The 26082-nt window shown below is 63.3% G+C and carries 18 protein-coding genes; 4 read left to right on the top strand and 14 right to left on the bottom strand.

What is annotated here, in order from left to right:
- Positions 1–12 precede the first annotated feature (12 nt).
- Positions 13–771, bottom strand: a complete 759-nt coding sequence (locus tag ABIB44_RS10115) for a DUF1223 domain-containing protein (protein WP_354584538.1) — start codon at positions 769–771, stop codon at positions 13–15.
- Between the two features lie 185 nt (positions 772–956).
- Between ABIB44_RS10115 and ABIB44_RS10110 the strand changes: the two genes are divergently transcribed.
- Entirely contained in the window at positions 957–8363 is a 7407-nt protein-coding gene (locus ABIB44_RS10110; RefSeq protein ID WP_354584537.1) for a choice-of-anchor Z repeating domain-containing protein, read from the top strand.
- Between the two features lie 87 nt (positions 8364–8450).
- Here ABIB44_RS10110 and ABIB44_RS10105 read toward each other — a convergent pair whose 3' ends face one another.
- Positions 8451–9245 carry a DUF4440 domain-containing protein gene (locus ABIB44_RS10105; protein ID WP_354584536.1) on the bottom strand — a complete coding sequence of 265 codons (795 nt, stop codon included), beginning with the start codon at positions 9243–9245 and terminating at the stop codon, positions 8451–8453.
- Positions 9246–9570: 325 nt separating this feature from the next.
- Here ABIB44_RS10105 and ABIB44_RS10100 point away from each other — a divergent pair, with 325 nt between their 5' ends.
- On the top strand, positions 9571–10074 hold the full coding sequence (locus ABIB44_RS10100; protein WP_354584535.1) for a KdsC family phosphatase: 504 nt from the start codon (positions 9571–9573) through the stop codon (positions 10072–10074).
- A gap of 153 nt (positions 10075–10227) precedes the next feature.
- Here ABIB44_RS10100 and ABIB44_RS10095 read toward each other — a convergent pair whose 3' ends face one another.
- Positions 10228–10878: a LuxR C-terminal-related transcriptional regulator gene (locus ABIB44_RS10095; RefSeq protein ID WP_354584534.1), complete on the bottom strand. Its 651-nt coding sequence runs from the start codon at positions 10876–10878 to the stop codon at positions 10228–10230.
- Positions 10879–11140: 262 nt separating this feature from the next.
- On the opposite strand from ABIB44_RS10095, the gene ABIB44_RS10090 reads away from it, so the two are divergent.
- On the top strand, positions 11141–11794 hold the full coding sequence (locus ABIB44_RS10090) for a response regulator (RefSeq protein ID WP_354584533.1): 654 nt from the start codon (positions 11141–11143) through the stop codon (positions 11792–11794).
- A 59-nt stretch (positions 11795–11853) separates the two neighbouring features.
- Here the strand turns inward: ABIB44_RS10090 and ABIB44_RS10085 are convergent, their stop codons facing one another.
- Positions 11854–12570 (bottom strand): DUF1345 domain-containing protein, encoded by a 717-nt coding sequence (locus ABIB44_RS10085; RefSeq protein WP_354584532.1) that lies wholly within the window; start codon positions 12568–12570, stop codon positions 11854–11856.
- A gap of 108 nt (positions 12571–12678) precedes the next feature.
- Between ABIB44_RS10085 and ABIB44_RS10080 the strand changes: the two genes are divergently transcribed.
- Complete coding sequence (locus ABIB44_RS10080) at positions 12679–14169, top strand: nicotinate phosphoribosyltransferase (RefSeq protein ID WP_354584531.1); 1491 nt, start codon at positions 12679–12681, stop codon at positions 14167–14169.
- 6 nt (positions 14170–14175) lie between these two features.
- On the opposite strand, the gene ABIB44_RS10075 is transcribed toward ABIB44_RS10080, so the two are convergent.
- The 10 genes from ABIB44_RS10075 to pyrE form a co-directional block, all read right to left on the bottom strand.
- The gene (locus tag ABIB44_RS10075) at positions 14176–14907 is read right to left on the bottom strand and encodes a DUF4262 domain-containing protein (protein ID WP_354584530.1); all 732 of its coding nucleotides are present in this window, start codon (positions 14905–14907) and stop codon (positions 14176–14178) included.
- An 84-nt stretch (positions 14908–14991) separates the two neighbouring features.
- Positions 14992–16083, bottom strand: a complete 1092-nt coding sequence (locus ABIB44_RS10070; RefSeq protein ID WP_354584529.1) for an AIR synthase-related protein — start codon at positions 16081–16083, stop codon at positions 14992–14994.
- Between the two features lie 153 nt (positions 16084–16236).
- Entirely contained in the window at positions 16237–17733 is a 1497-nt protein-coding gene (gene purF / locus ABIB44_RS10065) for an amidophosphoribosyltransferase (protein ID WP_354584528.1), read from the bottom strand.
- A gap of 124 nt (positions 17734–17857) precedes the next feature.
- Entirely contained in the window at positions 17858–18529 is a 672-nt protein-coding gene (gene purN, locus ABIB44_RS10060; protein WP_354584527.1) for a phosphoribosylglycinamide formyltransferase, read from the bottom strand.
- A gap of 23 nt (positions 18530–18552) precedes the next feature.
- A complete protein-coding gene (gene purD, locus ABIB44_RS10055; protein WP_354584526.1) occupies positions 18553–19845 on the bottom strand; it encodes a phosphoribosylamine--glycine ligase in 1293 nt (430 codons plus the stop codon).
- Positions 19846–19863: 18 nt separating this feature from the next.
- Complete coding sequence (locus ABIB44_RS10050) at positions 19864–20247, bottom strand: nuclear transport factor 2 family protein (protein ID WP_354584525.1); 384 nt, start codon at positions 20245–20247, stop codon at positions 19864–19866.
- Positions 20248–20255: 8 nt separating this feature from the next.
- The gene (locus tag ABIB44_RS10045) at positions 20256–21203 is read right to left on the bottom strand and encodes a phosphoribosylaminoimidazolesuccinocarboxamide synthase (protein WP_354584524.1); all 948 of its coding nucleotides are present in this window, start codon (positions 21201–21203) and stop codon (positions 20256–20258) included.
- Positions 21204–21224: 21 nt separating this feature from the next.
- Positions 21225–22160 (bottom strand): phosphoribosylformylglycinamidine synthase subunit PurQ, encoded by a 936-nt coding sequence (locus tag ABIB44_RS10040; protein ID WP_354584523.1) that lies wholly within the window; start codon positions 22158–22160, stop codon positions 21225–21227.
- A 41-nt stretch (positions 22161–22201) separates the two neighbouring features.
- Complete coding sequence (locus ABIB44_RS10035) at positions 22202–25267, bottom strand: phosphoribosylformylglycinamidine synthase subunit PurL (RefSeq protein ID WP_354584522.1); 3066 nt, start codon at positions 25265–25267, stop codon at positions 22202–22204.
- A 164-nt stretch (positions 25268–25431) separates the two neighbouring features.
- On the bottom strand, positions 25432–26058 hold the full coding sequence (gene pyrE / locus ABIB44_RS10030; RefSeq protein ID WP_354584521.1) for an orotate phosphoribosyltransferase: 627 nt from the start codon (positions 26056–26058) through the stop codon (positions 25432–25434).
- Between the last annotated feature and the right edge of the window lie 24 nt (positions 26059–26082).

The raw sequence follows: 26082 nt of genomic DNA, 5'->3' as shown, positions 1-26082 counted from the left end.
GCCTACTGTTTGTCACTGCTCAATGCTAATTGCTGAAGTGGCGGCGCCCACGATGCGGCGCGAGGCGATTTCCTGCACCAGCGCCACTACCCGCAGGTTAGGACGCTTCCAGGCCGAGGCCAGGTTAAGGGCTGATGAAGCGGTGAAGGAGCCGGCAGCCCCTACTTTGCCCAGCGGCAGCAGCTGGCGCACCACGGCGGCGTGGTGTAGCAGCAGGCCCGAGTTTTCGCCCCGTCCAATCTGGGAAGCCAGGTCGCTTTCGGTGATGGCTAGTAGTACTTCGGTGGCGGGTGTGCCAGGGGGCACGCTGCTAACCCGTACTTGCGCCGTGCCACCCGAAACAACCACCGAAACCACTGCCTGCGGGGCTTTGGCGGCTTTGGCGATGGTGGCGGCCAGTTCGGTACCACGGCTACCCACTAGTTCGTAACGGCCGTTCACCACGGCCTGGGGCGTGTAGGAGCCCGAGCCGAAACCTGCGGCGTACTGCCGCTGCCGCTCGGTGTAGGCCGGAGCCGAGAAGCCGTCCTTCCAGCCCAGCCGGTTCCAGTAGTCGACGTGCTCGCCGAGGGCAATAACCTCGACGCCAGGCACCGATTGGGCTCGGGCCAGCTCGCGCAAAGCCGCATCGGCCGCCGGGCAGCTGGAACAGCCTTCGGAGGTAAACAGCTCGACGACTACCGGCACCCGGGCGGGCGGGGACAATGTGCCGCCCCCCGGGGCCCGGCCAATGCTGGCAACCAGCGGCAACAATAGCAGCAACGTTTTCATGACGGAAATAAAAAAGGTCAGTGGGTTCGAAGCCCCGGTCGGAGCAGCAGTGAGTCAGACGCTGCCACAAGGCCTTCCTTACAACGACCTGAAATCGTCGAGCTTAAAAATGTTCAATATATTAAATACTTGAATATATAGTTGTATTTTAATAAATTTGGCTTATACTCTTCTAATTCTCTGCTATGAAATCCAGTACCCTCCGAGTACCGGCAGCCTGGAAGCTGCGGGCCCACCTCCCCTGCCCTTTTCTGTACCCGGACGGCTGGCTACCGAACAAAATTATCCGACTGGTTGCCGCGCTGGTGGTAGTCTTGCTAACCCATCTGGCACAGGCGCAGCAGCGGGATGGCATCGACCTGTTTCGGGAAGATGGCGCGGCGCGCCTGGCCGCCAACACCTCACCGGTAGCCGCCCAGCTGCGCCATTCGCGCGCCCTGAGCCTGGAGGTGCGGGCCCTGGATGCGGCCCTGGCACCCGCCCGCCGGGGTGCCGAAGTAGTACTGGTACTGCCCCTGCCCGATGGGCGCAGCGCCCGCTTCGGGGTGCGCGAAGCATCGGTGATGGACGCTGCCACGGCAGCCCGGTTTCCGGAGCTGCGCACCTACGCTGGTCGCGGCCTGGACGACCCCGACGCGTCGGCGCGGCTCGATATTACGCCCTACGGCTTTCATGGGCAGATTTTGTCGGGCGCGCTGGGAGCCGTGTATCTGGAGCCGGCCCGGCCGGGCGATGTAGCGCACTACCTGAGCTTTTTCCGGGCCGATGTGGACCGCAGCGCCAGCCTGACGGCGGCCCCGGCCTGCGTGTGGCAACCGGGCCTCGATGCGGGCGCGCCGGCGCGGACCGGCGGCGCGGCCGGCCCCGTGCGGCGCACCCTGCTGGCCATCGGCACCAACCTGCGCACCTACCGCCTGGCCGTGGCCGCTACGGCTGAATACACGGCCAACCGTGGCGGCACGGTGGCCAGCGCCCAGGCCGCTATTCTGACCACGGTGAACCGCGTAACCGGCGTGTACGAGCGAGAGCTGGCCGTGCGCCTGCTGCTGGTGGCCAACAATGGCAGCCTCATCTACACCAACGCCGGCACCGACCCCTACACCAACAACAGCCCCAGTAGCCTGGTGAGCCAGAACCAGAGCAACCTCACGAGCGTGCTGGGTACGGCGGGCTTCGATATCGGCCACGTGTTCAGCACGGCCGGGGGGGGGCTGGCTTACGTGGGCGTGGTGTGTAATGCCTCGCTGAAGGCGGCGGGCGAAACCGGGATTTCAAATCCCGTGGGCGACGCGTTTGACATCGACTACGTAGCCCATGAGATAGGGCACCAGTTTGGCGGCAACCACACTTTTAGTAGCAGCCAGGGCAGCTGCGGCGGCAACGGCAACCCCAACACGGCCTACGAACCGGGCTCGGGCTCGACGATAATGGCCTACGCCGGCATTTGCAGCGGCGACAACCTGCAGGCGCGCTCCGACCCCTACTTCCACGTGGTGAGCTACGAGGAGATTGAGAACTACCTGGCCACTACTTCGTGCGGGGCCGTGGCCAGCACCGGCAACAGCGTGCCCAGCGTGAGCCTGCCGCCGGGCGGCAAAACCCTGCCCATCAGCACGCCCTTTAAGCTGACGGCCACCGGCACCGATGCCGACGGCGACGCCCTCACGTTTTGCTGGGAGGAGTGGGACTTGGCCCAAAATGGCACGCCGCCGCTGTTCCGCTCGTTTCTGCCCGCGGCCAGCCCCACGCGCTACTTCCCTCGCCTGAGCGACCTGCTAGCCGGCACCACCACCATTGGCGAAACGCTGCCCACCACTACCCGGCCCCTGAACTTTCGGGTAACGGTGCGCGACGCGCATAGCGGCTTGCAGGGCGTGGTGGGGGGCATCAACAGCAGCCCCGTGCTGGGACTAAGCGCCAGCGTCGCCGCCGGGCCCTTTGTGGTCACGGCCCCGAACACGGCCGTGACCTGGGCCGCCGGCTCGTCGCAGACCGTGACCTGGAACGTGGCCAACACCACCGCCGCCCCGGTCAGCTCGGCCATCGTCAACATCCGGCTGAGCACCGATGGGGGCCTCACCTACCCCACCGTGCTGGCCACCAGCACGCCCAACGACGGCTCCGAGAACGTGACCGTGCCCAGCCTGGCCACCACGCAGGCCCGCATTATGGTGGAAGCGGCCGACAACTACTTCTTTGACATTTCAAATACCAACTTCACCATTTCGGGCGCGGTGGCGGGCCCCACGCTCAGCAGCCTGAGCCCGGCCACGGGGCCGGTGGGCACGAGCGTCACCATTACCGGCACCAACCTGACCGGGGCCACGGCGGTGAGTTTCAATGGCACGGCGGCTACGTTCACCGTGAACTCGGGCACCCAGGTTACGGCCACCGTGCCGGCTGGGGCCACCACCGGCAACGTGACCGTGGCTGCGCCCGGCGGTACCAGCAACGGCCTGCTCTTCACCCTGACCGTGCCCGTGCCCACGCTCAGCAGCCTGAGCCCGGCTACCGGCACGGCGGGCACCACGGTGATGATAACCGGGACCAACCTGACGGGAGCCACCAGCGTGACCTTTAATGGCATCACGGCCACGTTCACGGTGACTTCTAATACCCAGATAATGACCAGCGTGCCACCAGGCGCGAGCACCGGCAACGTGGTGGTAACCACGCCCGGCGGCCCCAGCAATGGCCTGGCCTTCACCGTGACGGCCCCGCTGCCCACGCTCAGCAGCCTGAGCCCGGCCAGCGGGCCGGCCGGCACCGCGGTTGCCATCACGGGCACCAACCTGGCGGGCGCGACGAGCGTGAGCTTCAATGGCATGGCGGCGGCGTTTACCGTGAACTCGGCCACTCAAATAACCGCCACCGTGCCGGCCGGGGCCACCACCGGCAACGTGACCGTGACCACGCCGGCCGGGGCCAGCAACGGCCTGCTCTTCACGGTAACCATTCCGGCCCCGGTTATTTCCGGGCTGAGCCCGACCAGCGGCCCGGTGGGCACCGCGGTGGTGATAACGGGCACCAGCTTTACGGGGGCCACGGCGGTGAGCTTCAACGGCACGGCGGCCACGTTTACCGTGAACTCGGGCACCCAGGTTACGGCCACCGTGCCGGCCGGAGCCACTACCGGCAACGTGACCGTGACCACGCCGGGCGGCACCAGCAACACGGCCGCGTTCACGGTACTGCCAGGCGCGCCGGCCATCAGCAGCCTGAGCCCAACCAGCGGCACGCCAGGCACGAGCGTCACCATCACGGGCACCAACCTGGCAGGCGCGACGAGCGTGAGCTTCAATGGCACGGCGGCGGCGTTCACCGTGAACTCGGCCACGCAGCTGACGGCCACCGTGCCCACCGGGGCCACCAGCGGCAACGTGACCGTGACTACGCCCGGCGGCACCAGCAACGGCCTGGCCTTCACGGTCACCGTTCCGGCCTCCACCATCAGCAGCCTGAGCCCGGCCAGCGGCCCGGTGGGCACTTCGGTGGTGATAACGGGCCTCAATTTTACGGGGGCCACGGCGGTGAGCTTTAACGGCACGGTGGCCACGTTCACTGTCAACTCGGGTACTCAGATTACGGCCACCGTACCGGCCGGAGCCACCACCGGCAGCGTGGTGGTAACCGCGCCCGGTGGCACCAGCAACGGCGTGGCCTTCACGGTAATTCCGCCCGCGCCGGTGCTCAGCAGCCTGAGCCCGGCCACGGGGCCGGTGGGTACGAGCGTCACCATTGCGGGCACCAACCTGGCGGGCGCGACGAGCGTGAGCTTTAACGGCACGGCGGCCACGTTCACCGTGAACTCCGGCACCCAGCTTACGGCCACCGTACCGGCCGGCGCGAGTACTGGTAGCGTGACCGTGACTACGCCCGGCGGCACCAGCAACGGCCTCGCCTTCACGGTGGCGGCCCCGGCTCCGTCGCTCAGCAGCCTGAGCCCGGCCACGGGGCCGGTAGGCACTTCGGTGGTGATAACGGGCACCGGTTTTACCGGCGCGACCAGTGTGAGTTTTAACGGTACGGCGGCGGCGTTTACGGTGAACTCGGCCACGCAGCTAACCGCCACCGTGCCAGCCGGCGCGACTACCGGCAACGTGACCGTGGCCGCGCCCGGCGGCACCAGCAACGGCCTGCCGTTCGCGGTGCTGCCCCCGGCCCCAACGCTTACTAACCTGAGCCCGAGCAGCGGCCCCCTCGGCACGAGCGTCACCCTTACCGGCACCAGCCTGACGGGCACGACCAGCGTGAGCTTCAACGGCAGCAGCGCCTCGTTCGTGGTGAACTCGGCCACGCAGCTGACGGCCACCGTGCCCGCCGGCGCGAGTACCGGCCTGGTGACTGTGACTACGCCCGGCGGCAGCAGCAACGGCATCACCTTCTCGGTAACGGCCCCGGTGCCGGTGCTCAGCAGCCTGAGCCCGACCAGCGGGCCAGCGGGCACGAGCGTTACCATCATCGGCACGGGCCTGACGGGGACCACGGCCGTTAGCTTCAATGGCTTGGCCGCTCCGTTTGCGGTGGTGAATGCTGGTACGATAACGGCCACCGTGCCAGCCGGCGCGACTACCGGCCTGGTGACCGTGACCACGCCCGGTGGCACGAGCAACGGCCTCGCCTTCAGCGTCACCATTCCGGCCTCTACCATCACCGCCCTGAGCCCGACCAGCGGCCCGGTGGGCACTACGGTCATCATCACCGGCACCAACTTGACGGGGGCTACGGGCGTGACGTTTAACGGTGTGAGCGCGGCTTTGGTCGTGAATTCGGCCACCCAGCTCACCACCACCGTGCCCGGCGGGGCCACCACGGGCAGCGTGGTGGTGCACACGCCCGGCGGGCCCAGCAACGGCATCCTGTTTACGGTGGTGCCGGCCGCGCCCACGCTCACCGGCATTTCGCCCAACAGCTCGCCGGTGGGCACTACGGTCATCATCACCGGCACCAACCTGACGGGGACCACGGCCGTGAGCTTCAACGGCACAGGGGCCACCTTCACGGTGAACTCGGCCACGCAACTCACGGCCCTGGTGCCCACCGGGGCCACCAGCGGCCCCGTAACGGTGGCCACGCTGGGCGGCCTGAGTAACGCCGTCGGCTTCACGGTGGCCGTGCCCACTTCCACCATCACCACGCTCAGCCCCAGCAGCGGCGGCATTGGCACCACGGTGGTGATTACGGGCACCAACTTCACGGGGGCCGGCTCGGTGACATTTAACGGCGTGAGCGCACCATTCACGCTGAACTCGCCCACCCAGATAACCACCGTGGTGCCATTTGGTGCCACCTTCGGCCCGGTAGTCGTGACGGTGAGCGGCAGCAGCAACGGCCTGATTTTTACGGTAATTCCGCCGCTGCCGCTCATCCTCAGCTTCGCGCCCATGGGTGGGCCGGTAGGCGTGGTGGTCACCATCACGGGCACTGATTTCGTGGGGACCACGGCGGTGGCCTTCAACGGGGTTTCGGCGGTGTTCACGTTCGTGTCGGGCACCGTGCTCACGGCCACGGTACCGGCCGGAGCCACCTCGGGGCCCATCACCGTAACCACGGCGGGCGGCACGGGCACCAGCAGCACCAGCTTTTCGGTGTTCACGCCCATTCTGCCCAGCCTCACGGTCAGCACCGTGCAAGTTATTCCGCCCGGGGCCTACAACGACATCACCATTACCGGCACGGGCGAGGGCACGCTGGGCGGGGCGGTGTCGGTGGTCGGCACCTTTACGGTACAGGCCGATGGCATTTTCGACGATGGCTGCCAGCTGCTGACTGGCTCGGGCAGCTTCACGCTGGCGGCCGGGGCCACGCTGCGCACCTGCAGTCCCGGCGGCATTAGCGCCAGTGGGGCCACGGGCAGCATTCAGGTAACGGGTATCCGCACCTTCAGCCCCGATGCCAGCTACGTGTACGACGGCACCGTGGCCCAGCTCACCGGCTCGGGCCTACCCGCCAACGTGCGCAACCTGACGGTGAACAACGCCCCCGGCGTGAGCCTGACGCAGGACCTGGCCCTGGCCCGGGTGCTCACCCTGCAGGCCGGCAACCTGAGCCTGGGGGCCAGCAACCTGCTGCTGCTGTCCAACGCCGCCGGCACGGCTATGGTCGTGAACCGGGGCAGCGGCCGTGTGCAGCCCACCGGCACCGGCACCGGCCGCGCCACCATGCAGCGCTTCATCACCCTCGACCCCGCCCAGCCCTACACCGGCCCCGGGTACCGCCACTACAGCCCGCCGGTGGCCAACACTACCGTGGCCGACCTGGCCGTACCGGGCCTCTATGCGCCGCTGGCCAACCCGGCCTACAACGCCCTGCCCACGCCCGCCCTGCCGCTGGCGCAATTCCCAAACGTGTTCGACTACCAGGAAAGCCGCATTACCCCGGCCTTCCCGGACTTTGTCACGGGCTTCCGCTCGCCCACTAGCCCCTCCGATGCGCTGGTGCCCACGGCCGGCTACACCGTGAACATCGCGCCCGCCGCCACCGTCGACCTCAGCGGCCTGCTGAACACCGGGCCGCTGACTACCGGGCCGCTCACGCGCGGGGCCACGGCCAATTCGGGCTGGCAGTTCCTGGGCAACCCCTACCCCGCCCCCCTCGACTGGGCCGTGGTGGAAGCCACGCCCGGCGCGCTGCCCACCGGCCTGGGCGCGGCCATTTACGTGTTTGAGCCCACCAGCCAATACGGCGGCTTCTACCGCAGCTACGTGGGTGGCGTGGGCACCGGCGGCTTTGCGGGCGTGCTGCCGGCCATGCAGGGCTTCTTCGTCCGGGCCACGCAGGCGGTGCCGGGTGGCTTCACCTTTCAGGATTTGTTCCGCGTCACGACGTACCAGAACCCGCCTTTCCGCCGCCAGACGGCCGGTGCCGACCCGCGCCCCCGCCTGCGCCTCACGCTGAGCCCCACCGCTGGCCCGGTGGGCTTGCTCGATGAGACGCTGGTGTACTTCGACCCCGCTGCCACCGCCACCGGTACCGATGCGGCCTTCGATGCGCCCAAGCTGCCCAACTCCAACCAGCTCGGCCTGGCCAGCCGCATGCCCGGCCCGCCGGCCAGCGAGGTGTTGGCCATCAACGGGCTGCCGCCCGCGCTGCTGGCGGCGGGCACCCGCCTTCCGCTGGAGTTGGCGCTGCCCGCCGCCGGCCCCTACCAGCTGCACACCACCGAGCTGGCCAACTTCGACCCGGCCCTGCCGCTGGCCCTGCTTGACCTGGCCACCGGCACCCGCACCGACTTGCGCCTGGTCCCCACCTACGCCTTCACGGCCGCCCAGGCGGGCGCGCTGGTGGGCCGCTTCGAGCTGCTGCTCGGCCGCACGGCCACGGCCACTACCGGCCGGGTGCCGGCCTCCGCCTTCCGCGTGTGGCCCAACCCGGTAGCCAGCGGCGAAGCCCGGCTGCACATCGCGCTGGCATCCAATGCCCCGGCCGCCACGGCCGTGCTGCGCACCATCCTGGGCCAGCCGGTGCGCACCCAGGCCCTGCACAACGGCACCACCGAGCTACCCACCAACGGCCTGGCCACCGGCACCTACCTGCTCACGGTGCAGGTGCCCGGCGAGCCCGGCGTTACGCAGCGCGTGCTGGTGGAGTAAGCGCCGAAGCCACCCCAGCAAAAAGCCCTCGCCAATGCATTGGCGAGGGCTTTTTTACGTTAAAGCAAAAACTGCAGTCTACTTTGGCTACTGAGCCCGGCGGGCGGGCGCGGCCGCCGGGGCAGCCCCAGCTCCTTCGGCCACGGGCGCGGCCGCGACTGGCGCGACAGCCGGAACGGGCGAGTTGAACATTTCGAGGGCCAGCCGCCAGCCGGCTTCGGCCTCACGACGCCAGATGCGCAGGTAGCTGCCCGATTCCTCCGGATGCTTGGCATCGCCGAGGTGGCGGTAGGTGCCTACCACGTAGCCCAGGTCGCCACCCGCCGACAGGTAGCCGGTAGTGGGGGCGAAAATGTAGCCTTTTTCCAGGTTTTTCATATTGGCCACGGCCGCCAGCCCCTGCATCATCGACAGGCCCGGGCGGTACAGCCGCGCCTCGTTGCTTAGGTATTGCTGGTAGGTGGCACCTGGTTTCAGCAGCTCGGCGGCCGCGAATTTAGCATCGAGGTCGAGCAGCACGCTCGTGGGGGCCATGCTGGGCGTGGCCATGGCCAGGGCCTGGCGCGGGGCCGGCACGGTGGCCGGGGCGGCCGGGGCCACGCCAATGCGCTCAATGCTCATGTCGACCACGTATTTCCATTGCCCATCGCCCTGTTTGCGCCACAGCGTCACGTACTCGCCCGCTGCCTGGGCGCGGTCGTTTTGCAGCATGGTCCAGGGGCCGGTGGTGTAGCCCAGGTCGCCGGTCTGGGCCACATCGGCCAGCAGCGGGTACCAGGTCAGGCGGGTATTAGCCTTTGCCGGCCGGCCGTTCCAGAAAGCCTGGGCTTCAACCAGCTTACCATTTTCCACCACCATACCGGTGGGGGCTGCGTTAGCCAAAAATGCCGTTTTCATCCCATTCTTCGTCACTTGTTCAGCAAACGAAGATTCGGCTGCCAATACTGCCTGTCGGGGCGTTTGGGCATAAACTGTGCCCGAAAGCAGCAAAGCAGCCAGTGAGGCAAGAGTCAAATTTGTCTTCATAAAATGCAAGTGCAAGTGAAACTTATTACCAAGGTAGTCACTACGGGATAATTATACTTTCTACGCCACCCAAAAGTTTTTAAGCCGGGTATTGATTTCAATAGTGCACGGCTCGTTTGGGAGCATACCGCCGGACGCCGCCTACTTTTGCAGCCTCCCTTACCCAGCATTTCCCCACTGTATGAACCTTGCCGACCTGACCGCCCGCGCCCGCCGCATTCGCCTCGTGCTCACCGATTGCGACGGCGTGCTCACCGATGGCGGGGTGTACTACTCCGAGCGCGGCGAGGAAATGAAGCGCTTCAGCATTCGCGATGGCATGGGCGTGGAACGCCTGCGCGCCCAAGGCATCATCAGTGGCATCATGACCGGCGAAGTTTCGCCCTCGGTGCGCACCCGTGCTGCCAAACTCAAAATTGAAGAGCTGCACCTCGGCATCAAAGACAAGCCGGCGTGCCTGCGCGAGATAATGGCCCGCACCGGCTTCGCGGCCGAGGAGATTGCCTTCATCGGCGACGATACCAACGACGTGGAAATTCTCGGTATGGTGGGCCTGGCCGCCTGCCCCGGCGATGCCACCTCCTTCGCCCGCGCCGTGGCCGACTTCCACTGCCACACGCCCGGCGGCCACGGCTGCTTCCGCGAGCTGGCCGAGTTTATTATTGCCGCGCAGAGCGGGGAATAGGCACTAGCAAGCACGTCGTGCCCATCTGGTGGCCACGCAGTGAAGCATTTTTACCGCGCCAGCAATTGATTTGCGACGGCGGCAACGATGCTTCGACAAGCTCAGCATGACGCTCTTGGGCTTTCCTATTTTACCCTCGCTCACGCTACCCCCCTACTCCGGCAGCAGCCCCTGGCGCACGGCCAGCTTAATGAGGGCCGCCGTGTTGCGGGTCTGGGTCTTGTCCATGATGTTCTGGCGGTGGGTTTCGACGGTGCGCTTGCTGGTGAAGAGGCGTTCGGCAATTTCGGCGTTGGTGAGGCCACTGGCCACTAGGGCCAGCACCTCCATTTCGCGCTTGCTTAGGCGCAGGGCGGCGCGGGCCAAATCGCCCTGCGCGGGGCTGCCGGCGTAGAGGCGCGCCAGCAGCGAGAGGCCAATGGCCGAGCACAGGAACGGCCGGCCCGCCGCCACCGTACCCAGCGCGTGCACCAGCTCCGAAGGCAGCGAGGTTTTGAGCAGGTAGCCGTGCGCCCCCAGGTCGAAAGCCCGGGCCACGTATTGCTCGTTGGAAAGCTCGCCCCGGGCCAGCAGTCGCAGCTGCGGCTGCTCTTCGCGCAGGGTGGCCAGCAGGCCAAAGGCATCGGCCCCGGGCAGGGTCAGGTCGAGGAGCAGCACGCTGGGCGCGGCAGTAGCGAGCACGGCCAGTAGCTCGGCGCAGGTGCCGGCTTGGGCTACTACGTCGAGGCCTGCCGCTGCTGCCAGCCCGAGCCGCAGCTCCTGGCGAGCCGTGGGGTTGCCTTCGGTGAGGAGCAGTCGAATCATAGGGGGGCAGAGGAGTGGCGGAGACTGGAAAGGTATTACTTTTTTGCGGCGTAATGCCACTTTATTGCTTTTAGCAACTCGAAGCTACGGCCTGCAAAAGCTCAACTATTATGCAGGGAACAAAAGCCGTATAAATCCCTTGAAAAAATGCCGGCCCGTCGGGCGCACTTCGTACAAATACGGAGCTCGTTATTGAACCCATTGCCACGGGCCAACCTTGTGCGCTGGAACTCGTTTCGACAACCTTATCCTTGTGCCTGTCATGACCCGAATTATTCTCGCCGACGACCACACCATCCTGCGCGACGGGATTCGTGCGCTGCTTTCGGCCGAAACGGACCTGGAAGTAGTGGGCGAAGCCAGCAACGGGGCCGAAGTCCTCGCCATTCTGGAAAATACCCCCGCCGACGTAGTATTGATGGACGTACAGATGCCCGTGCTCGACGGCTTTGCCACCATGCCCGAGCTGCGCCAGCGCTTTCCCGAAGTGCGTGTGCTGGTACTCACCATGCTCGACCACGAGAACTACGTGGCCCGCATGCTCGAAGCCGGGGCCCTGGGCTACGTGCTGAAAAACGCGGCCATCAGCGAGATTACGCACGCCATTCGTACGGTAGCGGCCAGCAACCCGTTTTTATGCACCGAAATCGGCCTGAACATGCTGTATAAAGCAGTGGCGCAGTCGACCAGCTCGCTCCCCGAGGAGGGTGGCGCATCGGGGGCCGACCTCACGGCCCGCGAGCTGGAAGTGCTGAAGCTGATTGCCGAAGGCCTGACCAACGGCGAAATTGCCGAGAAGCTCTTCACCAGCAAGCGCACCATCGAAACTCACCGCCAGAACATTATCGCCAAAACCCAGGTTAAGAACACGGCCGCCCTCATCAAGCTGGCCGTAAGCCGGGGACTGATTTCATAGGTCCGGGCCTTTTTTCCGGGCCGGGGTAGCCCGTATAAGTACTTATTTAGCCCCGGTCGCTAATTCAGCATGCCGCCAATGGTGCCGATGGTGAGGGCCACGATGACGGTATTGAACACGAAAGCAATGAGGCTGTGCAGCAACGACACGCGCCGTAGCGCGCGGCTGCCGATGCCAATGTCGGCGGTTTGGGCCGTCATGCCGATGATGAAGGAGAAGTAGGCGAAATCGAGGTAGTTGGGGGTGATTTTAGGGCCGTCGCCGCTACCCTGGTCGTCGGGGAATACCAGGCCGCCGGTATCCTGGCCGGTTTCCTCATCGGCGCTGTAGTAGGTATGGGCGTAGCGGAGGGTAAATACGAGGTGCACCAGCGTCCAGGCCAGCACCACGGCGGCCACGCTCAGCACGACGTGCAGCGCACGCAGGTCTTTCGAAATACCCTTTAGCGAGCCCAACAAGCCTACTACGGCCCCTAGGCTGGCCATGGCCGCGCCCACTACCAGCACAAACGCCTGCGTACGGGGCAGGTCTTCGGAGGCAGCCACGCGGCGGATGTCGTCGGTATCGGCCTGCCACATGCCCAGTAGTATCAGGGCCAGGTCGGTGGCGGCAAAGCCTACCCAACCTACCACTACGCGGGCCAGCGTACCCAGCAGCACCGGGGCCAACAGGCCGGCACCGAGGCCCGCCGCCAGCGCCAGCGCCAGCCGCCAGCGCACGTCCACGGCCCGTGCCCAAAATCTGGGCTGGCTATTTTTTTCCTTCTTTTTTGGCATAATTGAGTTGGTTGCGCAAGGTAGTGTGGGCCGGCCGAGGCCGCGCTTGCTCGCCCAGGCGAGGACCGGGCCGCCAGCAAAAGCCCCGACCGGCTGTTACTTCGTGGTATGAACGCAGCTCCCCTTTCCGGCCTCTACGCGCCTTCGCTCGCCCTCGTTACCGACCTCTACCAACTCACCATGGCCTACGGCTACTGGCAGCAGGGCTTGCAGGACCGCGAGGCGGTGTTTCACCTCTATTTCCGCAAGGCCCCGTTTCAGGGCGGCTACGCGGTAGCGGCGGGCCTGGCCCTGGCCGTGGACTGGATGGAAAACCTGAAGTTTTCGGAAGACGACCTGGAATACCTCGGCAGCCTGAGCGGCAGCAAGGGCGGGGTGATGTTCCCGGTCGAATTCCTGAACTACCTGCGCCACCTGAAATTCAGCTGCAACGTCGACGCCGTGCCCGAGGGCACGGTGGTGTTTGGCAACGAGCCCATCCTGCGCATTCAGGGACCGCTGCTGCAGGCGCAGTTGCTAGAGACGGCCCTGCTCACGCTCATTAATTTCCAGACCCTGATTGCCACCAAAGCCGCCCGTATCCGCGAAGCGGCCGGCCCTTCCGACCAGATTCTGGAATTTGGCCTGCGCCGCGCCCAGGGCTTCGATGGCGGCCTGGGGGCCAGCCGAGCGGCTTTTTTGGGTGGGGCCGATGCGACCAGCAACGTGCTGGCCGGGCAGCGCTACGGTATTCCGGTGCGCGGCACGCACGCGCACAGCTGGGTGATGGCGTTTGCCAATGAAGTGGACGCCTTTAGGGCCTACGCCCAGGCGTTTCCCGACGATTCGGTGTTTCTGGTCGATACTTACGACACGATTGAGGGCGTGCGCCAGGCCATTAAAGTGGCCCGCGAGATGCGCGCCAACGGCCACGAGCTAGCCGGCATCCGGCTCGATTCAGGCGATTTAGCCTACCTGAGCCGCGAAGCCCGGGCGGTGCTGGACGAAGCCGGCTTCACCAAAACGCGCATCGTGGCCAGCAACGATTTGGAGGAAAATCTCATCACCAGCCTCAAGCAGCAGGGCGCGCGTATCGACACCTGGGGGGTGGGCACGCAGCTCGTGACGGCCTACAACCAGGCGGCGCTGGGGGGCGTGTACAAGCTGGCCGCCCTGCGCAAAGCCGACGACTCGAGCTGGGATTTCACCATCAAGCTCTCCGAGCAAGTGGCCAAAACCAGCATCCCAGGCATTCTGCAAGTGCGCCGCTACCTGAACGAGTACGGCAAGCCCCGCGCCGACATGCTCTACAACACGGCCGAAGACCTGCCCCCGCACCTCATGCTCGTCGACCCCGCCGACAGCACCCGCCGCCTGCCCATCCGGCCCGATACGCAGTTCCGCGAGCTGCTGGAGCCCGTGTTCCGGCGCGGCCAGCGCGTACTCGACCTGCCCACCCTGGCCGAGAGCCGCGCCCTGGCCCAACGCGAAGTGCAAAGCCTCGACCCCGGCGTGCGCCGCTTCCTCAACCCCCACATCTTCCCCGTGGGCCTCGAAATGGGCCTCTACGAGTACCGCACGAGCCTGATTCTGGAGAAGCGGCCGATGCGTTCGGCGTAGGCTTTTTCACACTTGCTTTCTCTTCCACTTCCCGCCGATAGCAGTTCGTGTTGCTATATAGTCAGTTGGCAGGTCAAATAACCCGTTTATGGATGGGTCGTGCATTGCAACCTCATTCAGGCCAACAACAATCATTTCATCGCTTGAACGATTAGCAAATGACCAAGAACCATCTTCGCTATCGTGCCACACCCAACGAATTAGTTTTCCCTTACTCAAAACCGTTTTTGCTATGAATGTGGCCGCATTTTTCGGCTCAAAGAATTTGAAATCAAGCTTGCGGTCAAGCAAAGGCTGGTCGAATTCATAGCTCTTGTCAAATTCCGTTTCCCAAGGAAATCTCCCGGCTTTGTCCGTCCAGAATAATTGCAGCGCTGGAAAGGCTTCATAATCATAAAACCATTGGGCATAACCAAAATAATCAGTGGTATTGTCAGCATCAACTTGGCGAAATTGAACTGGGTGCAGCTCCAGTATCTCGAAGTTATCAACAGCTAATTCCAATGGATTTCCAGCCTTGATTATGTCACCGGCATCGTTCAAAATGGCATGCATAGTATTGAGCGGAAGACCAAAGGCGATTATTTCAGGATGGTTGAAATTTTTCCAGAGGCCAATGGTGTAAGCGAACGCAGGAGTAGCAGTATCTGCTTCAAATAAGCAGACAGTCCATCCGTGTTTTTCAACATCATTTTTGATGTTGATTTCGGCTTGGGTATCAGGTTTCTCGTGCGACATAGCGGCAAAAGTAGCTTGAGCTTTATCACAAAAAAGCCCTGTCGTCAATCAGGACGACAGGGCTTTTAATACGATTAATTGAATTTACGCATACCGCAGTTCGCCCGCGCCCACGCGCAGCGTCACGCCGGGCTCGGCCGTTAGGTGGCCGGCTACCTGCGCCGAGTAGCCACTAGCTTGCAGCGAGGCCACCACGGCAGCGGCCGAAGCTTCTTCAGTAACGATGAGCATGCCGGTGCCCATGTTCCAATAGAGGTAGGCGGTTTCGGGGCTGATGTCGCCGATTTCCATCAGGCGCTGCATGGCGGGCAGGGGCTCAAATAAGTTGTCCAGCACCGCGCCGAGGCCGTTTTTGAGCACCCGCTGGAAGTTATCGGCCACGCCGCCGCCTGTTATATGGGCAATGCCGTGCAGTGGCAGGCCGGCATCGAGCAGGGCCGCCACGCCGGGCGAGTAGATGAGCGAGGGCGCGAGCATGGCCTCGCCCCAGTTGGCGAACTGGTCGGGGCCGTCGTAGGGGGCCTCGTGCCAGTTATCACCGAAAAGCTTTTGAAGCGTCTTGCGGGCCAGCGAGTAGCCGTTAGAGCGGAACGAGGGCGAGCGCAGAGCCACCACCACGTGGCCGGCCTGGGCCGTTTTGCCGCTCAGGGGCTGGGCCAGGCTGGGGTGCAATACGCCAATGGCTGTGGAGCACCAGTTGAAGTTCATTTTCGCGCCGGGCCAGCCGCCGATGCGGTTGCCAAGCTCCGCGATTTCGCCGCCGGTGATGGCCACCTGGGCGAAGTTGGCGGCATCGTGTAGGCCGCGCATCATCTGGTCCACCACGTCGTAGTCGAGGTGGTTCACGTCGATGATGTTGGACAGGTTGGTGGGCACAAAACCGGCGGCAATGAGGTCGTCGGCCGTCATGGCGATGAGGTCGTAACCGAGGGAGTCGTACTTATTCAGGCGCTCGGCCACTTCAATCTTGGTCCCGATGCCGTCGGAGCTGATGCCGAGGCGCTCGCTGCCGAAGCGAATTTCATTGGAGAAGCCGCCGTCGAGGTCCTGGGCGGGCTCGCCGGGCTTGCCGCTGCGGTTGGCGAAGGTTTTTTTCGACCAGTTGTAGGCGTTGCGCGAGGCGGCGTTGCCTTCTTCGATGGAGTAGCCGGCGGGGTTTTTAGAGGAAGTGGACATGAGGGGAATCGTCAGTATTTAGTAGGCTAAATAGAACGTCATGCTGAGCGTAGTCGAAGCATCTCTACCGCAGTAGTAATTATTTACTTTTGCGGTAGAGATGCTTCGACTACGCTCAGCATGACGTTCTTCATTCGTTGTTTTGGCAAATAATTAGTGCTCCGTCGGCTCGGGGGCTTTGGCGCTCACCGACTTCTTGTCTTTCTTTTCGCCGCGGTGGCTGGCGCGCTCCTCCTGCACGTGGCGCAGGTAGTGGGTCACGTCGCCGGTGGGGTACTTGCCCGAGAAGCAGGCGAAACAGCTGCCGCCGTGGCCTTTTTCTTCGGAGAACAGCTCTTCCAAATCCGACAAATCCTGGTAAATAACCTTGTCGGCTTCGATGTAGCGGCAGATTTCGTCCTCCGTGTAGTTGGCGGCAATCAGTTCGGTGCTCATGGCCATGTCGATGCCGTAAATGCAGGGCGACACGATGGGCGGCGCGCTGGAAATGAAGTAGACCTCGGTGGCCCCGGCCTCGCGTAGCAGGCGCACGATGCGGCGCGAGGTGGTGCCGCGCACGATGCTGTCATCCACGACGGCCACTTTCTTGCCCTCCACAAATTCGCGGATGGGGTTGAGCTTCTTCTTCACCACGTCTTCGCGCCCGGCCTGGGTGGGCACGATGAACGAGCGGCCCATGTGGTTGTTTTTCACCAGCGCCCGGCGGTAGGGCACGCCAATTGCCTCGGCCAAACCAGAGGCGGCGAAGTAGCCCGAGCTGGGCACGTCGATAACCATATCGGGCTTCAAACCCGCATCGGCCACCTTGCGGGCCAGGCGCTTACCGAGGCGCACCCGCTCGCGGGCCACCAGCCGGCCATGAATCACGGAGTCTTCGCGGGCGAAGTAAATCTGCTCGAAAGCGCAGAAGTTTTTCGGCAGCGCGTAAGGATTTTTGCGGTGAACCTGGTAGTTGTTGTCAATGAAAATGGCCTGGCCGGGACCGACATTCTCCACGAACTCAAAGTCCAAGTAGTCGAAACAGGTGCTTTCCGATACGAAGGCGTACACCGGGCCGTTGGGCGTGTCGCGCCGTCCCAGCGCCAGCGGCCGGATACCCAGCGGGTCGGTAAAGGCCAGCAGGCCGTGCCCGGCTATCATGGTGATGGTGGCGTAGGCACCCTTCACCAGCTCCTGGGTCGTTTCCACGGCATCGAAAATATCGACTACCGAGATGTGGTCGAGGTCCTTCACGCGCAGCTCCGAGGCGAAGGTGTACATGATGAGTTCCAGGTCGTTGGTGGTTTTGGGCAGCACGTGGTACTTTTCGTGCAGGCGCTTGGCCACCTCGCGGAAGTTGATGACGTTGCCGTTGTGCACCATGGCCAGACCAAACGGGTAGCTGGTGGTGAAGGGCTGGGCGAGGTCCGAATCGTTGGCCCCCTGCGTGGTGTAGCGCACGTGTCCGATGCCGGTGTGGCCCTTCAGCTTCTTCACGTGCTTGGGCTTGAACACGTCGTTGACGAGGCCCTGGCCCTTATGCAGGTGGAAAGAATCGTCGAACGTGGCGATACCGGCCGCATCCTGCCCCCGGTGCTGGAGGGCGGTGAGGCCGACAATCATATCTGCCACGACGTTGTCGGGACCGTGAAAACCTACTATTCCGCACATGGGATGGGGTTGTTAATTGGGTATCTAAGGGTAATCCAGCACGTCATGCTGAGCTTGTCGAAGCATCTCTACCGCTTCGTTGAGTCGATTGAATTACTACTGCGGTAGAGATGCTTCGACAAGCTCAGCATGACGTTCTTTTTTGTTGTTTTTGTATCAGTTCAACCAACGCTTGGGCATATAAATGATGCTCCACGGCTAGGCCGCGCCGCTCGACTTCGGCCAGCGTTTCGGCCCCGCGCAAATCCACCGTTTGCTGGGCGAGGATGGGACCGGTATCGAGGCCCTCGTCCACCAGATGCACGGTGATTTTGGTTTCGGGCAGCTGGTTGTCAAAGGCCCACTCGTAGGCGTGCAGGCCCTGGTGCTGGTGCGTATCGGCGGGGTGAATATTGATGATGCGGCCCGCGAACGGCTGAATGAAGGCCGGCGACAGGATGCGCATGTACCCCGCCAGCACCACCAAATCGGGCTGATACTGCTGAAGCAGCTGGGCGGCTTCGGCATCAAATGTCTCGCGCTTGCGGCCCTGGCTGGGCAGCGAGGCCACTGGGCAGCCAAGGGCAGCCGCCGCTTCAAGGCCAAAAGCATCGGGCTTGTTGCTGAATACGACCACGACCTCGGCCAAGCCTTGCAGGACACCGGTTTTAGTAGCTTCCAGCAGCGCCAGCATATTGGAGCCCCGGCCCGAAAGCAGGATGGCTAGGCGGACCGGCTTCCCGGGCCCACTCAGCGATATTTCCTCTCCGGGAGAGAGCGAAAGCCGAACTTGCTCAAAGGAGGTGAGGAGCTTCATGAGTTTGAGTTGCGCTTCTGGTCTCAATTTACGACGGCGGAAGTGAGCACCGGCTCGGGGCGCTGGGCGATGTCGGGCCGCACGTACATATCCTGGAAGCTGACGATACTGCACGCTTCGTAGGTGCGAGCGGTGGCATCGGCCAAGTCAGTGCCGTGGGCGGTGAGCACGAGCACCCGGCCGCCGTTGGTCACCAACTCGCCAGCCTCGTTGCGCCTGGTCGCGCCGTGGTAGGCATGCACGTGAGCCGGCAGATTATCCAAGCCAGTGATGGGGAAACCAATGGGGAATTTCGGGGCCGGGTAGCCACCCGAGGCCAGCACCACCCCCACGAATGCGCCGGGCCGCTGCACCACCCCTTGCTTGGAGAGGGTGCCGTTGAGAGTGGCTTCTATAAGGGTCAGCAGGCTGCTGTCGAGGGCGGGGAGCAGGACTTCCGCTTCGGGGTCGCCGAGGCGCACATTGTATTCGAGCAGCTTGGGGCCGGTGGGCGTGAGCATGATGCCGAAGTAGAGGAAGCCCCGGAAGTCGAACTGCTCATTCTGGATGCCGCCGAGGGTGGGGTCCACGATGTCGCGCCGGATGGCGGCGAGCACGTTGTCGTCGGCGAAGGGCACGGGGCAGTAGGCACCCATGCCGCCGGTGTTGGGGCCAAGGTCGCCGGCAAGCAGCTGCTTGTGGTCCTGCGAAGTGGCCAGCAGGCGAATGGTATGGCCATCGGTGAGACCGATAATGCTGATTTCGGGACCAGTCAGCTTTTCTTCCAGCAGGAAGGAGAACCAGCCCGAATAGCTCGTTTGCAGGTCATCGAAAGCCGCTTCTGCTTCTTCCGGCGACGAGCACACATATACGCCCTTGCCGGCGGCCAGCCCATCGTACTTCACTACCACGTGCCCGCCCAGCTCGGCCGCTTTCATCCGGGCTTCGGCAATGTTGTCGCTGCGGAAAGCCCAAGCCTGCGCCGTCGCCACGCCGTGACGGCGCATGAACTCCTTGCTCCACACCTTCGAGCTTTCCAGCCGCGCCGCCGAGCGCGTCGGACCGAAAACCTGAATATCGGACCCGGCGAAAAAGTCGGTGATGCCGGCCGCCAGCGGCGCTTCGGGTCCTACCACAATCAGCCGGGCCTCGTGGGCCTGGGCGAAAGCTTTCACCGCCTCAAAATCGAGCGGGTCGATTTCGGGGTGGCTGTTGGGAATGCCGGCGTTGCCGGGCAGCACAAGTACCGTGGCCCCGTCGCGGGTCAGCTTTTCGGCCAGGGCATGTTCGCGCGCGCCGGAGCCGAGGAGGAGAAGGGTTTTATTCGATGCGTTCATACTGGATAAGACAAGCACTTAGCTTATGTCTTGGATAGAGGCAATAAGACCGTCGCGGAAGGTGAATACGGATTGGCCGGTGAGTTGCAGGATAGCACCTGCTTTCAATCCATTAGGCCAGTCGATAGCACTAATGGCAAAATACTTTATGTCAACCCTCGCGCAGTCGGCATTCAAGCAAATTGCTAGTATGCTCTGGTTGCGCTCCATAAATAACGCTAACGCTTTTGTCGCTTGTGCTTCAAAAGCATCTTTTCCATTGGTTCGGAGTGTCACACTGCCATCAGTGACATTCTCAAACACCACCGCTGGATGTAAACACGAGAGCATACCAGCTACATCGAACAGATTATATCCTTCGAGGTAATTTTCGATAATCTCTCGTGCTTGCGGTTCCGTCATGATATTTCTTACAGCGTCCGCAGCTCCTCATCGGTGGCTTTCAGCAGGCCAGCAGCAACAAGGTTGGACAACAAGCGGGCGCGGACGTCAGGGTCTTCGGTTTTGGCGGTGGGCAGGGCCTCGCCCACAACGCGCTCGTAGATGTCGAGGTAGCGGCGGCTGGCTTCCTTGGCTACCTCCGGCGTGAGGGCGCGGGGGTACTGGCCGTCCTGCTTATTGGCAATGAGCCACTGGCGCACGTACTCCTTGTCCATCTGCTCGGCCGTTTCGGGGTTGCGGGCGTAGTCCTCGGCACTCCAGAAACGGGAGGAGTCCGGCGTGTGCATCTCGTCGATGAGAATCAGCTGGCCGTTCAGCAGGCCGAACTCATACTTGGTGTCAACCAGAATAATGCCTTTCTCCTTCAGCAGTTCGGAACCGACTTTGAACAGGGCCAACGACTTTTCCTTCATCTGGTCGTAGAGTTCCTTGCTCACCCAACCCTCGCTCACGAGGTTTTCGGGGGTGATTTCGCGGTCCGACTCCTCCTTGGTGGTCGGGGTCACAATGGGCTCCGGGAATTTCTGGTGCTTGGTCAGGCCGTCGGGTACGGTCACGCCCGAGAACGTGCGCTGGCCTTTCTGGTAGCCCCGCAGCATCGAGCCGGTGATGTAGTTCCGCACAACCATCTCCACCTTAATGGGCTCGGCCTCCTTCACCAGCATGGCGTTGGCATCGATGAGCTTGATGACGTGGTTGGGGATGATGTGCGCGGTTTTGGCAAACCAGAAGTTGGCCAGGCCGTTCAGCACCGCGCCTTTGTGCGGGATGGCCGTTTCGAGTACGCTGTCGAACGCGGAGAGGCGGTCGGTCACAATGATGAGGCGGTCGCCGCTGGGCGCACGCAGGCTGTCGCGGACTTTCCCACGGTGGAGGAGCGGGAGTTGGGGCGGAGCGAAGTGGGTGAGCGTGTTCATCAGCTACGTTTCTGAAAGAGGCTAGTGTTGGTCAGCGAGTTGCGCGGCTGGGGCTGTCGAAGTATTTTTCTGGGCAATGTGCGCCACGATATTCTTAAAAATCCGCAGCCCCTCCCCTTCCTCAGAAGCGTCAGGGTTCTGGCGGCGGCGGCGGGCCCAGTCCGGGTGGTTATAGGCCGACAAAAAGGCCTCCGGGTGCGGCATCAACCCAAACACCTGGCCCGTAGGGTCGGTGAGAGCGGCGCAGTTCAGGGCCGCGCCGTTGGGGTTGAAGGGGTACACATCGGTGGCGCCGCCGTCAAAATCGGCATAGGTAAGGCAGTTCAGGCTCGCGGCTTCGATGGCAGCCTGCGTGGCCGCATCCGGAATCACGAGCCGGCCTTCGCCGTGGCGCACGGGCACCTCCAGTTTGTCCATGCCATGCAGGAAGGGCGTGTTCGATAAGGGGTTCACACGGAGTGTTACCCACCGGTCTTCGTAGCGCCCGCTAGCATTATGGGTCAGGGTTACTTCGGGCGTTACGTTGCCACCCAGGTTGGGCAGCAGCCCCAGCTTCACCAGCACCTGAAAGCCGTTGCAAATACCGAACACGAACTTGCCATTGGCGATGAACTGCTTGATATCATCGAGCAGCGTGCGGCCATCGGGGCCGTTCTGGCGGTAGCGCAGCTTGTTAGCCAGCACCACCCCCGAGCCCAAATCGTCGCCGAAGGAGAAGCCGCCGGGGAAGTTCAGAATGTCGAAATCGTGGATGCTCACCTGCCCGTGCAGCACCTGGTTGAGGTGCACGATGGTGGCCTCCGCGCCAGCCAGGCGGTAGGCGGCCGCGAATTCTTCTTCGCAGTTAATACCAAAACCGGTCAGGATGAGCGCCCGCACGACACCCACCGAAGCGGCCGCGCCGGCTTGTGCCTCCGATTGAACTTTATGTGCTCCTTGAGCCGCTTCTTGTACCATTTCAAAAGTCTTTTGGGCCAATGGAAAAGAGTCTTGTGCTTTTAGAGCGAGTTGGAGTGACTTAGGTTGTCCTTTGAAACAACCCCAAGTAATTTGTTGACTGGACCATTGGTCCAGGCGGCGCGCAGCGTGGCGGTGTTGGCCGAAATAACCGGCTGGCCGGCGTGGCGCACGGTCAGCTGGCCATCCAGCGTCACGCGGCCCAGCCGGGTCGCGCGGTCGCCGAGCAGCTGCTCAAACGCCACCACGTCTTCCGGCGCTACTGTCGCCAGGAAGCGGGAGTGCGACTCCGAAAACAGCTGCGTCGCCAGCGGCAGGCCGGCGGCGGGCAGGTCGATGTCGGCCCCGTAGCCATAGCCGAAGGTGGTTTCGGCCAGCGCCACGGCGAGGCCGCCGTCGCTCAGGTCGTGGCAGGATTGGATAAGGCGCTGGTCGTTGGCCTGACCAATGAGGATGTACAGCGCCTTGGCTTTGGCAAAGTCAACCTTCGGCACGTTGGCTCCCAGCTGGCCGTGCAGGGCGTAGAACTCGGAGCCACCCAACTCGTCGTGGGTTTCGCCAAGCAGGTACACCACATCATCAGCCTGCTTGAAATCGGAGGTGATGGCGCGGCGCACGTCTTCCATCTTGGCCGTCATCGAGTAGAGCACCGTGGGGGGCACCGAAATCTTCACGCCATCGGCTTTGAAGTCGTTTTTCATCGAATCCTTGCCGCTGGTGAGTGGGATGCAGTAGGCGGCCGTGGCGTCGCGCAGGGCTTCGCACATGCGCACCAGCTTGGCCAGCTTCTGCTTGCCATCGGGGTTTGAGGCGGGGTCGTACACCGAATCGGGCACGCAGAAATTGTCGTTCACCGACCAGAAAATGCTGTCGCCGGGCGTCAGGTTCGGCAGCTTTCCTCCTACTGCGATAATCTGCCGCACGGCCTCGTCAAACGAGCCGGCCGACATATCATACGCGTCCAAATCGCCGTAGCGCGGGATGATGCCGTTGCTCACGGCCACGCCTTCCCAGCTCTCGAAGTTGAAGCGCACCACGGCCGCGTCCTGCGGAGCCTGACCGGTTGCGCCCATCAAAGGCTTCACAATCGTGCGGCCTTTCACCTCGTGGTCGTACTGGCGAATAACGGACTCGCGCGAGCAGATATTGAGCGAGCCCAACAGTTGCGTCAGCGTCTCGGTGTAGTCCGTAGCCGCCGGAATCTCCGGCTCGGCAGCGGCGGGCTTGGTCCACTCCGCTTCCAAGATTTTGCGCGGCACGCCCTCGTGCAGAAACTCCATATTCAGCCGCGCCACCGGCGCGCCGTCGAAGCGCACATCCAGGAAACCATCGGCGGTGAAGTGGCCGATATCGGTCAGCTCAACTTCCATTTCCTGGCCCAGCGCCGTGATTTCGTCCATTTTGCCGGGCTCTACAACCAACGTAAACCGCTCCTGCGACTCACTCACGAAAATCTCCCAGGGCCGCAGGCCGGGGTATTTCAGCGGCACGCGCTCCAGCTCCACCACGGCGCCGCCGCTGATGCCGGCCAGCTCGCCCACGGAGGACGACAGGCCACCCGCGCCGTTGTCGGTGCTACATTTTAGCAGGCCGCGCCGGGCGGCAAGCAGCAGGAAATCCATCGCCAGCTTTTGGGTGATGGGCGAGCCGATTTGCACGGCCGTGGCGGGCGCGGTTTCATCCAGCTCGATGCTCGAAAACGTCGCGCCGTGGATACCGTCCTTGCCCACCCGGCCCCCGGCCATGATGATGCGGTCACCAGCATCAATGTTTTTCTCCCACGAGTCTTTGCCCGCGAATTGCATGGGCATCACCGCGCCGGTACCGCAGTACACCAGTGGCTTCCCGGCGTACCGGTCATCGAACACAATGGCGCCGTTCACCGTGGGCACGCCCGACTTATTCCCGCCGTCCTCAATGCCCTTGCGCACCCCTTCCAGAATGCGGCGCGGGTGCAGCTGCCCGGTCAGCAGCGGCCCGTCGTACTCCGGGTTGCCGAAGCACAGCACATTGGTATTGAACAGCAACCGCGCCCCGCCAATGCCAGTAGCCAGCGGGTCGCGGTTGTTGCCCAGAATACCCGTTATGGCCCCGCCGTACGGGTCGATGGCCGAGGGGGAGTTATGCGTTTCCACCTTCCACACAAACAGCGAATCGGCGTTAATGCGCACCGCACCGGCGTTATCTGAAAACACCTTCACCAGCCAGTCGTTGCCATTGGCGCGCAGCTGGCGGTCCACTTCCGAAGTAGCGTCCTTGATGTAGGTTTTGAAGAGGGAATCGACCTGCTTCGTCTCGCCTGTTGCCAGGTCTTTGTAGTTGATGAGCGCCGAGAATTCCTTGTGCTTGCAATGCTCCGACCACGTTTGGGCAATGATTTCCAACTCGCAATCCGTCGGGTCGGCAGGCAGGCCGGCAGCTTTCCGCTCAGTCTGCGTGTCAGCGGCGGCGAAGTAGTCGCGCACGGCCCGCATCTCCTCCAGGTTCAGCGCGTAGATGTTCTTCTTCGAGAGCTGCACTAACGCTGCATCACTCAGGCCGGTCAGTGAAACAACTTCGGTAATGGCTTCGGCCCCACCGCCGGGGCGCGGCGTATAGTCGCGGATGCCATCGGCCACGCGGCCCACTTCCAGCCAGTTGATGAGCTTGTTGCCGAGCAGTTCCTCCGCGATGCGGCGCAGGTCAGTTTCGGGCAGGTCGTTTTCGAGCAGGTAGAGCTTCTTGCTGAAAATATGCTGGGTGTGCACGTCCAGCGGCTCATTCAGAATATCGGCGAGGGCATTTTGGGCGGAGGTGCCTTCGTCGTCGGTCACGCCGGGGCGGCGGGCGACTAGGATATACGTGGCGAAGCCTTCGGCACCGGTCAGCTCATTCAGTTGCACATCGTGCAGCACCGGGTCGGCGAGGCAGCGGGTGGCAAAATCGTGCAGCTGGGTTTCGCTTAGCGGGTAGCGCACTGTGTAGAGGGCAGCGCTGCGCACGCGGCCGGTGGCCAGGCCGAGGTGGCGGGCGGCGGCCTCGGCCACGCGCTGGCCGTCGCCGTCGTGCTGGCCGGATTTCAGCGTGAGCTGAATGGTGTGGGTGGCATTGGGGGTGTTATCGGACATTATCAAATTGACAACGGAACAATCCAGCACGTCATGCTGAGCTTGTTGAAGCAGCTCTACCGCTTCGTTGAATCGATTGGATTACTTTGGAGGTAGAGATGCTTCGACAAGCTCAGCATGATTCCCCTTTTTCCTCTTCTAAACAAACGCTACTGCACTCTCCTCTAAAACGCTTTCTCCGGCCGGCTGCCGGGCTTCACCACCGGCACCCCAGCGGCGCACATTGGGCAGTTCTCGGGAGCAAAGGTCGCCGCCTGAACTTGCAGAAGCGCAAAATGCGGGAAATCTAGCCCGCCTTTTCCGCCCGTGCGGTCAATCAGCGAAGCCACGGCCAGCACTTCTGCCCCCATTTCGCGCAGCAATTTCGCTACTTCCAAGGTGCTTTTTCCGGTCGTTACTACGTCTTCGGCGATGACTACTTTTTCGCCCGGCTCGATGGTGAAACCACGTCGCAGAATCATCTTTCCGTCGGCGTCGCGCTCGGTGAAGATGCCGGGTACGCGCAGCTGCCGGGCCAGCTCGTAGCCAATCACCACGCCGCCCATGGCCGGGCCCACTACCACATCGGGCTTCAAGCCCGCGGCTTCCAGCTGAACCGCGAGGGCAGCCGCGGCGGGGGCCGCCAAATCGGGTCGGCGCAGGAAGCGGGCGCATTGCACGTACGTATCCGAGTGCAGGCCCGACGATAGCCGGAAGTGCCCACTCAACAGGGCATCTTCCTGCCGCAGCAGGTACTCCAGCGTAGCCGCATCGAAAGCGGTGATGGCGGAGGTATAGAATTGGTCGGTCATCTGTTGCAAAAAAGCAAAAAGCCG

The organism is Hymenobacter sp. UYCo722, from assembly GCF_040547115.1.
Taxonomy (GTDB): domain Bacteria; phylum Bacteroidota; class Bacteroidia; order Cytophagales; family Hymenobacteraceae; genus Hymenobacter.
This window is presented reverse-complemented; position numbering and strand designations above follow the sequence as displayed.

Coding starts and splice junctions, on each gene's coding strand:
- ABIB44_RS10115 (WP_354584538.1), bottom strand. CDS start 771: ATGAAAACGTTGCTGCTATTGTTGCCGCTGGTTGCCAGCATTGGCCGG.
- ABIB44_RS10110 (WP_354584537.1), top strand. CDS start 957: ATGAAATCCAGTACCCTCCGAGTACCGGCAGCCTGGAAGCTGCGGGCC.
- ABIB44_RS10100 (WP_354584535.1), top strand. CDS start 9,571: ATGAACCTTGCCGACCTGACCGCCCGCGCCCGCCGCATTCGCCTCGTG.
- ABIB44_RS10095 (WP_354584534.1), bottom strand. CDS start 10,878: ATGATTCGACTGCTCCTCACCGAAGGCAACCCCACGGCTCGCCAGGAG.
- ABIB44_RS10090 (WP_354584533.1), top strand. CDS start 11,141: ATGACCCGAATTATTCTCGCCGACGACCACACCATCCTGCGCGACGGG.
- ABIB44_RS10085 (WP_354584532.1), bottom strand. CDS start 12,570: ATGCCAAAAAAGAAGGAAAAAAATAGCCAGCCCAGATTTTGGGCACGG.
- ABIB44_RS10080 (WP_354584531.1), top strand. CDS start 12,679: ATGAACGCAGCTCCCCTTTCCGGCCTCTACGCGCCTTCGCTCGCCCTC.
- ABIB44_RS10075 (WP_354584530.1), bottom strand. CDS start 14,907: ATGTCGCACGAGAAACCTGATACCCAAGCCGAAATCAACATCAAAAAT.
- ABIB44_RS10070 (WP_354584529.1), bottom strand. CDS start 16,083: ATGTCCACTTCCTCTAAAAACCCCGCCGGCTACTCCATCGAAGAAGGC.
- purF (WP_354584528.1), bottom strand. CDS start 17,733: ATGTGCGGAATAGTAGGTTTTCACGGTCCCGACAACGTCGTGGCAGAT.
- purN (WP_354584527.1), bottom strand. CDS start 18,529: ATGAAGCTCCTCACCTCCTTTGAGCAAGTTCGGCTTTCGCTCTCTCCC.
- purD (WP_354584526.1), bottom strand. CDS start 19,845: ATGAACGCATCGAATAAAACCCTTCTCCTCCTCGGCTCCGGCGCGCGC.
- ABIB44_RS10050 (WP_354584525.1), bottom strand. CDS start 20,247: ATGACGGAACCGCAAGCACGAGAGATTATCGAAAATTACCTCGAAGGA.
- ABIB44_RS10045 (WP_354584524.1), bottom strand. CDS start 21,203: ATGAACACGCTCACCCACTTCGCTCCGCCCCAACTCCCGCTCCTCCAC.
- ABIB44_RS10040 (WP_354584523.1), bottom strand. CDS start 22,160: ATGGTACAAGAAGCGGCTCAAGGAGCACATAAAGTTCAATCGGAGGCA.
- ABIB44_RS10035 (WP_354584522.1), bottom strand. CDS start 25,267: ATGTCCGATAACACCCCCAATGCCACCCACACCATTCAGCTCACGCTG.
- pyrE (WP_354584521.1), bottom strand. CDS start 26,058: ATGACCGACCAATTCTATACCTCCGCCATCACCGCTTTCGATGCGGCT.